This window comes from Mesorhizobium sp. WSM4815 (genome assembly GCF_055811575.1).
On sequence record NZ_JBVVQS010000092.1, the window covers coordinates 67021 to 79200 of the forward strand.

General features: G+C 58.9%; 10 protein-coding genes. 6 read left to right on the plus strand and 4 right to left on the minus strand.

Annotation, left to right across the window (positions count from 1 at the left end; all coding sequences use genetic code 11):
* The first annotated feature begins 261 nt into the window (after positions 1-261).
* Positions 262-1851, plus strand: a complete 1590-nt coding sequence (locus tag AC0L2B_RS14585) for a GAF domain-containing sensor histidine kinase (RefSeq protein ID WP_128174009.1) — start codon at positions 262-264, stop codon at positions 1849-1851.
* Between the two features lie 131 nt (positions 1852-1982).
* On the opposite strand, the gene AC0L2B_RS14590 is transcribed toward AC0L2B_RS14585, so the two are convergent.
* From AC0L2B_RS14590 to AC0L2B_RS14600, 3 genes are all read right to left on the minus strand, one after another.
* Positions 1983-2600, minus strand: a complete 618-nt coding sequence (locus tag AC0L2B_RS14590) for a response regulator transcription factor (RefSeq protein ID WP_036270113.1) — start codon at positions 2598-2600, stop codon at positions 1983-1985.
* Positions 2601-2690: 90 nt separating this feature from the next.
* Positions 2691-3065, minus strand: coding sequence for a response regulator (locus AC0L2B_RS14595; protein WP_023801708.1), 375 nt, complete (start codon positions 3063-3065; stop codon positions 2691-2693).
* A complete protein-coding gene (locus tag AC0L2B_RS14600; protein WP_287179940.1) occupies positions 3062-6655 on the minus strand; it encodes a PAS domain-containing protein in 3594 nt (1197 codons plus the stop codon). Before AC0L2B_RS14600 ends, AC0L2B_RS14595 begins: the two co-directional genes overlap by 4 nt.
* A gap of 288 nt (positions 6656-6943) precedes the next feature.
* Here AC0L2B_RS14600 and AC0L2B_RS14605 point away from each other — a divergent pair, with 288 nt between their 5' ends.
* From AC0L2B_RS14605 to AC0L2B_RS14625, 5 genes are all read left to right on the plus strand, one after another.
* Positions 6944-7588: a glutathione S-transferase family protein gene (locus AC0L2B_RS14605; protein ID WP_473745828.1), complete on the plus strand. Its 645-nt coding sequence runs from the start codon at positions 6944-6946 to the stop codon at positions 7586-7588.
* A gap of 381 nt (positions 7589-7969) precedes the next feature.
* Complete coding sequence (gene msrB, locus AC0L2B_RS14610; RefSeq protein WP_023801712.1) at positions 7970-8413, plus strand: peptide-methionine (R)-S-oxide reductase MsrB; 444 nt, start codon at positions 7970-7972, stop codon at positions 8411-8413.
* Positions 8414-8920, plus strand: coding sequence for a peptide-methionine (S)-S-oxide reductase MsrA (gene msrA, locus AC0L2B_RS14615; RefSeq protein ID WP_023801713.1), 507 nt, complete (start codon positions 8414-8416; stop codon positions 8918-8920).
* A 214-nt stretch (positions 8921-9134) separates the two neighbouring features.
* Entirely contained in the window at positions 9135-9422 is a 288-nt protein-coding gene (locus AC0L2B_RS14620; RefSeq protein ID WP_128174011.1) for a hypothetical protein, read from the plus strand.
* A gap of 495 nt (positions 9423-9917) precedes the next feature.
* Entirely contained in the window at positions 9918-10877 is a 960-nt protein-coding gene (locus AC0L2B_RS14625) for a YeeE/YedE thiosulfate transporter family protein (RefSeq protein ID WP_473745829.1), read from the plus strand.
* Between the two features lie 450 nt (positions 10878-11327).
* Here AC0L2B_RS14625 and AC0L2B_RS14630 read toward each other — a convergent pair whose 3' ends face one another.
* Positions 11328-11966, minus strand: a complete 639-nt coding sequence (locus tag AC0L2B_RS14630) for a hypothetical protein (protein ID WP_128174013.1) — start codon at positions 11964-11966, stop codon at positions 11328-11330.
* Positions 11967-12180 lie beyond the last annotated feature (214 nt).

Genomic DNA, 12180 nt, shown 5'->3' on the forward strand with positions numbered 1-12180 from the left:
GGTTGGGCGGGTACTCGCCACGAAGGCAGCAGTGGAGGATCGATACCAAAGTCTGATAGACCTTAGTAGGAGTAACCCCAATACTGCGTGAGTGAGTTCCATCCTCCGGCGTGGGGCGTGGACTAATGGCTGGCGCGAGGGCTCCGACTCTGGGCCTGGGCAATTCGGGCCATCGAGGTGTCCACGTGGCCAAATCCGCTACCATGTGGCGTTTCGCTTGAGAGGTGACGAGCCTGCGGGACGCTTCACAGAGGTCGGGCCATGAATCCAAGTTCTGCAGAGATTGCAATTCCGTCCTACACTCTTCAGAAATGGCAGCGAATTGTCGACCTCTTGGCCAATATCGTGCACGTTCCGTCGGCGGTGGTGTGCAAACTCGACCCGCCGCACTATACGCATTACAGTATCTTGGCTTCTAGCAACTCGGAGGGAAATCCTTTTCCAGTCGATGACACCTTCTTGATGGATATTGGGACCTTTTGCGAAACTGTAATCAAGAGCCGCGAACCGCTGCTTGTCATCAACGCCTTGGAAGACGATCAGTGGAAACTGGCTCCCGAGATCCAAGTGGGGATGGTCTCGTATTTGGGATTCCCCGTTGTCTGGCCTGATGGGCGGATGTTTGGAACCATCTGCGTCCTTGATGATAAAGCCAATCGATACAGCGACCTCTACCAGGAACTCCTATTGCATTGCCGCGATGTCCTACAAGCGGACCTGCAGACGCTGGTCCGCTTCGGCCACGAACTCGAGGATCAAAAGGCACATCTCAGTGAACTGTTCGCACGGGTTCCAGAAGCTGTTGTCATGGTCGATGGCGACTTCAGGATTACGCGTGTCAACCCGGAGTTTACGAAGATTTTTGGGTACACGGCAGAAGAAGCGATCGGTCAGGGAATCAAGGAACTCATTGCGCTCGACGATCGGCAGGAGGAGGTCGAAGGTTTCTTGTATCGGATGTTCCATACGGGGGAGGCATTCGCCGGTGAGACCATCCGCAGACGTAAGGACGGCAAGCATGTGCCAGTCTCCCTTATCTGCGTTCCGGTTCCATCCAATGGTGGTGGGAGGGTTGGGTACGTGATCTATCGCGATATGACAGATACGAAGCGCCTCGAGGATGAGCGGCGGCGATATCACGAAATTCAGTTGGAACTCGCACACGCAAGCCGAATCGCGACGCTAGGGCAACTGTCCGCGTCAATTGCGCACGAGCTTAACCAGCCGCTGTCGGGCATCATAACCAATGCCGGCACCTGCCTTCGTATGCTGGCCGCCGATCCACCGAACATGGACGGCGTGCGAGAAGCCGTGCGGCGCACGATGCGAGACGGTGACCGCGCCTCGCAGGTTATCACGCGGCTGCGTGCTCTGTTTAGCAACAAAGAGCCCGCATTTGAGCCAGTGGACCTTAATGACGCGGTGCGAGAGGTGGTTGCGCTGTCGCTTGGTGAGATCCGGAACAGTCAGGTGATTTTGCGGACTGAACTTGCCGACGACCTCCCGTGTGTCTCGGCAGATCGTATTCAGTTGCAGCAAGTCGTCCTGAATCTGCTACGGAACGCGTTGGATGCGATGACCACGGTCGATGATCGTCCAAGAGACTTGCTGATCAGAACCGAACGGGAGGAGGAGGATTCGGTGCGGTTGAGCGTGAAAGATGCGGGGGTCGGTTTCGACCCTCACACTATGAAAAAACTATTCGAGGCTTTTTACAGTACAAAGAATGCCGGGATGGGAGTCGGACTTGCAGTGAGCCGCTCGATCATTGAGAACCATCATGGCCGCCTATCAGCGGCTCTAAACGATGGCCCGGGGGCTACGTTTTCGTTTTCTGTTCCACGGCCATGAGAATGCCGGTTCGCCCAGTCCTGATCTGCGGTTCGAATCCTTTCGTGGAGACGGCGACTGAGGGAACGTTCGCGGCTGGAATAGATCCGGCCTTGATCAAGTCCGAGCGCTACTGGTTGCCAGATCCCGAGTTAATATGCGATTCCGAGCCTCGCCGCCATGTTAACCAAGTCGGGGAGAGAGCCAGCCTTCATTTTACGCATCACCTGGCCTCGGTGTGCCTTCACGGTGATCTCGCTGATGCCGAGCTCGAAGCCGACCTGCTTGTTCAGCAGACCGGAGACCACCAGTGCCATGACCTCTTGCTCCCGGCGGCTGAGGGATGCGTGACGATCCCGCAACTCATGGATCTCGGAGTTTAGGGCAAGCGAGTTTCTGCTGCGCTCGAGCGCCTGCTCGATCGCAGTCAGTAGCACCTCGTTGCTGAACGGCTTCGTGAGGAACTCGGCGGCCCCGGCCTTCATCGCCTTGACGGTCATCGGCACATCGCCGTAACCCGTAACGAAGATGATCGGCATGTCGGTCCGCTCGACTGAGACGGACTGCTGCAGATCGAGCCCGTTGAGATCCGGAAGATTGACGTCCAAGATCAAGCAGTTCGGAACCACCGGACGGGGACAGGCGAGGAATTCCCGCGCCGACTCGAATATCTCCGACTGCCAGCCAGCGGAACGGATCAGCAACTCCAGCGATTCGCGCACGGAAACATCATCGTCGACGACGAACACGACAGCCATTTCGTGCGACATGGATGCAGACCTCGCTTCGTCGCTAGGTGCAGTCGCCAGATCCGTATTCATCACTTATATCTCCACGAGATGGCCACAAAATGGCGTGCGCTAGGTCCTACTGAGCGCTGAACTGAGCGCCTCCTCAAGGGCAGCATCGCTGAACGGCTTGAACAGGCACTCCACCGCGCCCTGCTCAAGCAAACGCGGGCGCACGGTGTCGTCCCGGTGCGCAGTGATGTAAACGATCGGAATCGGAAAGCCCCGACGTTTGAGTTCCCGCTGCAGCTCGGGACCTGTCATCCCCGGCATAGAGACGTCGAGGATCAGGCATCTGGTCTTGCCGATGGTATCGGACGCCAGAAACTCTTCCGCCGAGGAGAACGCCCGCACGCTGAAGCCGAATTCCTTAATCAGATCGGGTAATGACTCGCGTACGGACTCGTCGTCATCGACGACCGATACGAGTGGATGCGCAATTTTCATGAAATCCCCGCTACACTTTGGGCACTGCTGATGACTGACGCCCCCGCCGCGCTGATATCTTGCGCGGGTGCCTCATCCCCTGAGAACCTGGGGATCGAAAACGAAAACGTGGCCCCGGGGCCATCATTGGATACTGCCCACAAGCGGCCGTTGTGGCTCTCGATGATAGAACGGCTGACGGACAAGCCTATCCCCATACCGTCGCTCTTAGTCGTGTAGAACGCCTCAAAGAGCCGCTCCGTATCCTCGGGTCCGAGACCGACGCCGGCGTCCTGCACGGTCAGGCGTACATGATCGTCCTCGTCCAGATCGGTCCTCAAGAGCAACCGCCTCGGGCGATCGTCAACACCGCTCATCGCATCCGCAGCATTACGCAGCAGGTTCATAATGACCTGCTGAAGCTGGATACGGTCTCCGCCAACAAACGGAAGCCCGACGGCAAATTCGGTGCGTAGAACCACCCGGCTTCTCTGAAGATCACTCCACAACAGATCGATCACCTCTCGTGCAGCCTCGTTGAGATCGACCGGCTCGATCGCCGCGGTTCTCTTGCTGAAGAGTGCGCGCAGCCGCGTGATCACGTCGGCTGCACGGTTGCCGTCGCGGATGGTGCGCCGCGCGGTCTCCCGCGCGCCGTCCATGTTCGGTGGATCGGCGGCCAGCATACGAAGGCAGGTGCCGGCATTGGTTATGATGCCCGACAGCGGCTGGTTGACTTCATGGGCAATCGACGCTGTCAACGCTCCGAGGCTAGTGATCCTGGTGACATGTGCGAGTTCCGAGCGGGCCTCAGTGAGTGCCTCGTCCGCGAGCCGACGCTCCGTGACGTCCTGGACCGCAGCTAAACACTCCAATCGGCCATCCTGGTGACGGACCACACGACCGAAGGTGCGCAGGTACTTCACCCTGTCATCTGGCATCCGCAGCCGGATCTCGTAACCCGGATAGCCGTGGCCAGCGCGAACCCGATCCAATTGCGCCGACAGCGAGGGCATGTCGTCCGGGTGGACTCGCGCACGAAACTGCTCGAGCGTTACAACGCCATTCGGGTCAAACTCGAAGATACGACAGAGTTCTTCCGAAAACGCGATCTCGTCCGTGTCCACGCGCCAGGAGAAGCTACCGGTCGAACTGAGCTGTTGACCTTCGGCGAGCAGTGTTTCACTGCGCCTAAGCGCTGCCTCAGTACGCGCGCGTTCGATGGCGATGCTCGCGAGGTGCGTCGCATGCGCGATGAGACTCTGATGCTGAGGCGACGGGCCCGCAGGCTGGCGCTGATAGAGGCAAAGGGTGCCAAGGACCCGTCCATCCTTTGCGTAAATTGGCGTGCTCCAGACCGAACGCAGTCCGTGTTCCAGAACATGGATTCGAGCAAAGGAGTCGCGCCAGCGTGGGTCCGTATCCATGTCCTCCGCAACTACCTGCACCTTCTGACGAACTGCTATCGCGCAGGGCAATGCGTCGCCGCTAAGAGAGAGCCCAGCAATTGGGTCGGTGTAACTGGCAGGCAGCGAAGGCGCCACGCTATATTCGATGGTTGAGCCGCTCCAATCGATCGGGTGGACATCGCAATAGCAGCCTGGGCCAGCCCCCTCGACCATCTTGCAGAGCTCGCTGAGAACGTCGTGGAGCGGACTGCCGGACGCAATCATCTCCAGCAGATGCTTCTCGAGGGCGAGATTGGTTTCCGCGCGTTTGCGGTCGTCAATGTCGGTATTGACCCCATACCATTTAACGATCTTTCCGGACGCATCGCGCAACGGGTTGGTGCGAAACAGAAGCCATCTATACTCACCATCAAACCGGCGCAGCCGCGCCTCCGCTTCTCCTTGCTTTCCGGAAGCCATGATGGACTGCCACGTGGCAGTCAGCCCGCTCAGATCGTCGGGATAGACCGCGACGGTCCAGCCCCAACCCTGCGCCTGCTCGGCTGAGAGGCCGACATAGTCGAGATAGTGCTGGCTGAAGAATTCGGCTGAACCATCAGGACGAGCCGACCAAGCGAAAGCCGGAATGGTGTCGATGATTAGTTTGAAACTGCGCTCGCTCTGGCGAAGCGCTTGCTCGGCGCGCTTCCGGTCGTCAATGTCGATGCTTACTCCGTACCATTTGACGATATTCCCGGATTCGTCGCACAGTGGATTGGCACGAACTAGAAACCATCGATAAATGCCGTCGAAACGGCGGAGGCGTGCCTCAGCTTCCCCCGATTTTCCGGATGCTAAAATGGCCTCCCAAGCAGCAGTAAGTCCGTCTACGTCGTCTGGATGGACCGATGCTGTCAGGTCCCAGTAATCGGACAGCGCAGTTGTCGGTACCCAATCCTTTGATTGGCCGATCGAAAGGCCCGCATAATGAAGATAGTGCTGGTTGAAGAATTCGGTGGAACCATCTGGACGGGCAGACCATGCCAGAACGGGAATCGTGTTGATGATCTCGTTGAGATTGCGCTCGCGCGCCGCGAGGGCTTCTTCGGCGCGCTTGCGCTCGTCAATGTCAATGAGCAGGTTGTACCAGCGGACGATGCGCCCGTTCGTGTCCCGAAGTGGAGATCCGCGAGACTGAAACCAGCGGTAGACGCCATCGAAACGTCGAGCGCGGACTTCGTCCGTGAAGGGCTCACCCGACGCTATCGATCGAGTGAAGTACTCGACAGCACGCGGTAGATCCTCCGGGTGTGTCATATCGCTGGTTGCCCAGCGCTTCAACTCCTCAAGTGGCTTGCCAAAGAACTCGATGATCTGGCGGTTAACGTATTCGAGCTCACCATTTGGCGTAAAGGCCGCGATCATGCCCGGAATACTGTCCACGATCGATCGGGCATAACTTTCGCTTGCACTGAGCGCCTCCTCAGCCCGCTTGCGATCATCGATATCGACCAGCAAATGAAACCAACGGAGGATGTTGCCTTGCGGATCACGCAAAGGCAGGCCAAGGACGTTGTGCCAGCGATAGACGCCGTCAGCACGGCGGTGGCGGCTCTCGACATTGTAGGCGCTGCCCTTTCGGTGCGCATCCAGCTGAGCAGCGATCGTCCGCTCCAGATCATCTGGATGGACGACGTCAGAGGCCTTCCAGCCTTTCAGTTCTTCGAATGTTTTGCCGAAGTAATCGAGGGTGAACTGATTGAGACCCTCGACCTCGCCCGACGGTGTGGTCACGGCGACCGGCATCGGAATGCTATCGACGATCAGCTGAAAATCGAGCTCCCGCCGCCGCAAGGTCTCCTCAGCTCGACGAAAATCCTCGACGTCTGTGCCCACTCCACACCATTTGATGATCTGTCCGCCGTCGTCGCGCATCGGGCTGCACTGGACGCGGAACCAATGGTACTGCCCATCGAAGCCCCGTACGCGCGCTTCCAAGTCGCCGGGCTCGCCAGTCGCCAGAATCGATCGCCAGCGTTCGAGTACCGTGGGCAAGTCGTCTGGATTTACCGCGGCCTGCCACTCCCAGCCATGGGCTTCATCAAGGCTGAGACCGGTGTAGTCGGACCAGCGTTGATTGGCGAAGTCGAAATGCCCGTCGGGCTGCGCAGTCCACACCATCGCCGGAAGCGCGTCGAAGACGCGGCCGAGATCGATCTCCATTGCCATCCTTTCGCGTGTGTCTGCGCGCATGAGCATGCGCCGGGCCAATCCAAAGGTCTATTGTGCCTTGGTGTCGGTTTTGGGCGGTAAATAGGTCTCGCCGTTCCACCAAGACAAAAGTATTGCCGGTACCATCGTGCAATAGATTTGGCTGCTCTGACAGTCGACCTGTGTGGTACGAATCCCCGGACACGTGGACGTTGGCAAGGCCACTTTTTCTCGTCGCCGAGGATGTAGCAGCGGCTGTGACGTCATCGTTTGCGCGGCAGCATCAACCAGGAGGACCTCATGCTCAAGATATTCGGCGCGGTTGGATCGGGCTCAGTTCCGATCGAGGCCACGCTGACGCTGCTCGGAATTCCCTACGAGGTGATCGAGGCGGTCACTTGGGAGGACGAAGCGGCGCGCAAGCGGGTCGAGACGGTTAATCCGCTCGGCCAGGTCCCGGCGCTGGTGCTGCCGTCCGGCGAGATCATGACCGAAAGTGCTGCGATTTTGATTTATCTCGCCGATCTCTATCCACAGGCACGGCTGGCGCCAGGACTCAACGACCCCGCACGCGCGCAATATCTATGCTGGATGACCTATGTGTCGGCGGCGATCTACGCGTTTGCCTGGATCAAGGACGACGCGATGCGTATCGCCGCCAGCAAAGATGACGCGCCGCGCGTGATCGATCGCGTTCATGACCGGATCGCCGATTGCTGGCGCAAGATGGACGAGCAGATCACACCCAGCCACTACATCCTCGGCGACGAACTCTCTGTGCTGGATCTCTATGTGACGGTGATCTCGCGCTTCGGCCCTTGGCGCACGCGCTTTTACAAGAGCGCGCCTAAGATGGCCGAAATCGTCCGCCAGATCGATGCCGACCCGCGCCTCAAGGAGTTCTGGGCGAAGCGGTTTCCATTTTACGAGGGATGGGAGCAGTAAGCGCCACGTCACTCTCGAAATGAACTTGAGTTCGAAAGGTATCTTTAGGACGCCACCGTAGGCCAAGCCTTGGGTGAATTGTCGTCGACAAAGAGCAATATAAGAGGCGCAGATGCCGAGTTCGACCCCCTTCGTGCGCGAGAATAGGCACCAGCCGAGTGTTCTATTCTTCTTGGTGCCCCGTCTTCTTATCGGACCGGATCGCTAATCACGCAAACCAATCCAAAAGTATCGGCAATACCTTCGTGCAATAGATTTGCGCAGGCTGTCGCTTCATCTGTGTGTATCCCGATTGCATCGGCGGACGAGGCTGAAAGCCCTGCCCTGGAATGCGGCGCCCTCCAGCGAAATTGGGCAATATTCCAACAACGGAGTAGGACAATGAATTACGCAAAGACTGACGAAGCTGTCAGGAAGCTTACCCCGGCGCAATATCGGGTAACGCAGGAGAGCGGCACCGAGCGCCCCTTCACAGGGGAATATCATGACAACAAGGAGCCGGGCATCTATGTCGACGTCGTTTCCGGCGAACCGTTGTTCGCTTCGGCCGACAAGTTTGATTCCGGCTCCGGCTGGCCAAGCTTCACGAAGCCGATTGTATCGGCAAATGTCAACGAACTGCGGGACGACTCGCATGGCATGATTCGCACCGAGGTTCGCTCGGTACATGGCGACAGTCATCTTGGCCATCTGTTTCCCGACGGCCCCGAAGACCGGGGCGGGCTACGCTATTGCATCAATTCCGCTGCGCTGCGTTTCATTCCGCGCGACGAAATGGAGGCCGCGGGCTACGCCGCGTACCTCGACCAAGTGGAGGACATCTAAATGACCGAGAAAGCTGTTCTGGCTGGTGGCTGCTTCTGGGGCATGCAGGACTTGATCCGCAAGCTGCCTGGCGTAATTGAGACCCGCGTCGGCTACACCGGCGGCAACGTGCTGTACGCGACCTATCGCAATCACGGCGATCATGCCGAGGGCATAGAGATCGTCTTCGATCCCGAGATGACCAGCTATCGCCGGATACTGGAGTACTTCTTCCAGATTCACGATCCCACCACGAAAAATCGGCAGGGCAACGACTTCGGCAGCTCCTACCGCTCGGCAATCTACTACGTCGACGATGAGCAGAAGCGCATAGCAGAGGACACCATCGCAGATGTGGACGCTTCGGGCCTGTGGCCGGGTAAAGTCGTCACCGAGGTCGAGCCGGTGGGAGACTTCTGGTACGCGGAACCGGAGCACCAGGATTACCTGGAGCGCTACCCCGGCGGCTACAGCTGCCATTACCCTCGCTCCGACTGGGTGCTGCCCCGCCGGGTCGCGGCCGAATAGGCGCCCAGCCCAGTTCCGGCTGGGAAGAACAGCGAGCCATGCACATTCCGTTATGCCCCGTCGGTGCGCCTGGCCTGACCGCCGCGAAACCCCGGGTATCGCGGCGACAGATGCGGCAGGAAGGGCAGTCCGCCAACAAGTTTGCCGCAGGCCGAGTTTCATTCCATGCCGATAAGCGCACCAGCCAAGTTCGGATGATCCAAGGAGAGACGAATTGAAGGCCGAGACGACCAACGCCGATGACTTCTCTGCTTTCCTCGACCGCCTTGGTAGGCTTCCCACTGGCTTCTCACGGGGCATCTACGAAGGGTCGCCGTATGGCGTCACTATCGACAGATCGGCCGGCTGGACGAAGTTGTTCGCCCGTGAACTCGGGGGCCGCGAAATCGTTAGCTTCAATCTCTATCGTACCGCGGAGGGTGAGGTCCACCTTCGACCGTGCGAAATGTCCTCGGCCAAGGTGATCGACTTCGTCCGCGGCTTCTCTGCAGACACTTCTTGATGGTCCCCGGCGACAGGCAAAGGAATCTAAGATGGCCCACCCGAGGTTTGGCGAGCAGGCGCCGGAGAGGGCCCGCGCAGTCTGGCCGGCATCTGTTCGAGGACTTTTCGGTTCGCAACGTTCACGTCTGCGGCTCAAGCACCTTTGTCGCAGAGACCGCTCCGCTCGGTGCTTCCTAGAACCTGGCGCGGTTCGGACCGAGCGGAACGGCTCCTGTGGTGAAGCCAGTGGCGAGTTTTGCCAGACTGGCATGGGGTGCACCCGACCAGGATCGCTCACCTGCCAAGCACTAGAAAAATATGTTCTCCGCGGAACAGGCCGCGCTGGCCATTGGGGGGAGTTGACCGACCATGACCTTCCGGGATTTCCGCCTCTGCCCGCGGCGCTTGCGGAGCACTTTCCCGGAAGTAGGTCGCAGAAAACCGCAGCGAGGGTGATCAACATATTTCTCCGGAAGCTTCCAGAACTGGAGCCGGGCGCGAATCCGGTGGTCGAATGAGCGAATTCCTCGTGAACATTTCAGGGTCTGGCCCTGCAGCCGCAAACATAGACATTTGGGCGGGCATGGCTTTGCTCGGGGTGCTGGGATTTGTTCTCGGTTTCGCGCTCAACCATGGGTCAATCTGCACCGTCATCGCCACGAGGGAACTGGTTTCGGAGAAGAGGCCTGCGCGATTCATCGCGCTCGTCGAATGCGCCGTCTGGGCGACCCTCGTCTACACAATCCTCGAAACGTCGCCGATGATGCAGGAGGGTTGGTCGCCAATCGGCTACCTGGCTCCCGCAGCCTTTTTGTTCGGGCTCGGTACTTATGTGAACGGCGCTTGTGTGTTTGGGTCTGTCGGCCATTTCGGGAATGGCGAAATCGACTTCGGGTTCTCGTTTCTCGCCATCTTTGCGGTGTTCTATATAGAATCTCTGATCGGCCTGCTTCCGGATCAGCCGCCGATAAGCGCTTCCCCGCCGCTTGGGGCGGTGCTTCTCGCACTTGCACTGTTGGCTATTCTGGCGCTGAGGCTCGGTGTGTCACTCAGATCCGAGTCCAACTTTCGGCGGTTGACGGTGTCGATGGGAGTGATCGGAATCACCTTTACGATCCTCGCGGTTTTTGCGCCTGGGTTCTCGATCACGGCATCAGTTGGATCGATCGTTTCGATACCCGTCGCGGGCAGCATGATTGCAGGGTGCATGTTCGGCGGCAGCCTTGTCTCCGCAAGACTCAGGAAGCGTCAATTCATACTGAAATGGCCGACAATCAACACCCTCGTCAGGAGAACGGTTGGAGGCGTCCTTATGGGATTGGGTGCGCTACTCATCCCCGGCGGGAACGATACACTGCTGATGATTGGTTTCCCAATGGGGGCATGGCAGGCGGTGCTCGCATACGCTTTATTCGTCGCAACGCTTGCCGCTCTCATCGCCAAATTCGGTTCGATGGCAAGGTCCTGGTCATGACGGTGACCCATGTTAGGACATCGCTTGCAAGGCCTCCACCCTCCCAGGGGGTAAGGCCGTGCCATCGCACTCTAGCGCCGTATGCCGCCAGCTTACTCAATGGCCAATCTCGGTGACCGATCCCGGCGCGGTTGTCGCTACCCGGGGGCGCTCCCGTGCAGATCACCCGCGGAATATCGGGGGATCAGCAATCCCAAAGTATTGACGATACCATTGTACTATCGAATCGGCGCGACTCCTCCTGCATTCTGTATTGCATCCCGATGGACTAAATACAGATTAGTCAGAGGAGAATTACTTTGGCGAACGACCGCGTTCGTGCGCACGCGCTTACCTGGCACCAGACTCGGACGGTTTAAGCCCATTGACTTCCGGAGGTCAGGCGCGCGACCCGGATCAGGATTCAGGCCAGTGCGGTCGTAGTGGGCTGCGCAATGAAAGTTTCGCTGATCAGCGCAGAAGTCCGTCACGCTCGAATTCGTCCCAGCCCTTCAGTTTCTGACGTGACATCTCGTCCCGAGTGCTGTCAGGTGCAGACGCGGCCTTACGGCCGCTCTTTTGCGCACGCTTCAGGGCGGCCTTTCCGGCTGCCCGCCGCCTATTCTCCGCAGCAGCTATCGCGTCTTCCTCGCGCCAGACCGTAACCAAGTCGCGATCGAGAACGTCCTCGATGTGGCGTGGATCAAACACGTGAAAAGTGATCTTCCTTGCGCGACCGCGAAGTTTCACCGTACGTGTGCCGGCGCTCTGCAAGCGGCCGTCCTTGAGCCACCGGTGCCGCTCTGCCGAAGAGATCGTCAGGACGTCCTCGACCTCGCGAGGAATTACGGGCAGACTTTCGATGCGTTCCAACGTTTTGGACACAATCGCCGACGCAGTCCGGAAATCGCCATAGGCGCCTACCGGCATGCGCAAGGTGAGCGCTCCGACCTCGATGTCGAGGAGCTTCTTCGCCGCCAAAGGCAGGTGGGCACGCACTTCGCGAAGGATCCCTTTGGCTCGGACCGATGACCCAAGCGTGGCGGCAGACGGGAGCGTCCACTCTTCGATCAACTTCGCAGCTGCATCCATTTTCCGGCGTACGGGCATGGGCCTTAGATAGGTCTCCCATCAAGTCGGCTTCAACAAGTGTGGAATCAGCTAGCGGGCGCTCCGGCACTGGCCTTCAAACCATGCCATCTTCCAGCGTTCTCGGCCTTCGTCCGATCACGCGTTCCACGTCCAGGGCGCGGGGTTCCCCAAGGATGTCCGTTTCAGGAGCGCGGCAACGCGGGCTTCAACGGCCGAGATCGGCGCAAAGCTG

Coding starts and splice junctions, on each gene's coding strand:
- AC0L2B_RS14585 (WP_128174009.1), top strand. CDS start 262: ATGAATCCAAGTTCTGCAGAGATTGCAATTCCGTCCTACACTCTTCAG.
- AC0L2B_RS14590 (WP_036270113.1), bottom strand. CDS start 2,600: ATGTCGCACGAAATGGCTGTCGTGTTCGTCGTCGACGATGATGTTTCC.
- AC0L2B_RS14595 (WP_023801708.1), bottom strand. CDS start 3,065: ATGAAAATTGCGCATCCACTCGTATCGGTCGTCGATGACGACGAGTCC.
- AC0L2B_RS14600 (WP_287179940.1), bottom strand. CDS start 6,655: ATGGAGATCGATCTCGGCCGCGTCTTCGACGCGCTTCCGGCGATGGTG.
- AC0L2B_RS14605 (WP_473745828.1), top strand. CDS start 6,944: ATGCTCAAGATATTCGGCGCGGTTGGATCGGGCTCAGTTCCGATCGAG.
- msrB (WP_023801712.1), top strand. CDS start 7,970: ATGAATTACGCAAAGACTGACGAAGCTGTCAGGAAGCTTACCCCGGCG.
- msrA (WP_023801713.1), top strand. CDS start 8,414: ATGACCGAGAAAGCTGTTCTGGCTGGTGGCTGCTTCTGGGGCATGCAG.
- AC0L2B_RS14625 (WP_473745829.1), top strand. CDS start 9,918: ATGAGCGAATTCCTCGTGAACATTTCAGGGTCTGGCCCTGCAGCCGCA.
- AC0L2B_RS14630 (WP_128174013.1), bottom strand. CDS start 11,966: ATGCCCGTACGCCGGAAAATGGATGCAGCTGCGAAGTTGATCGAAGAG.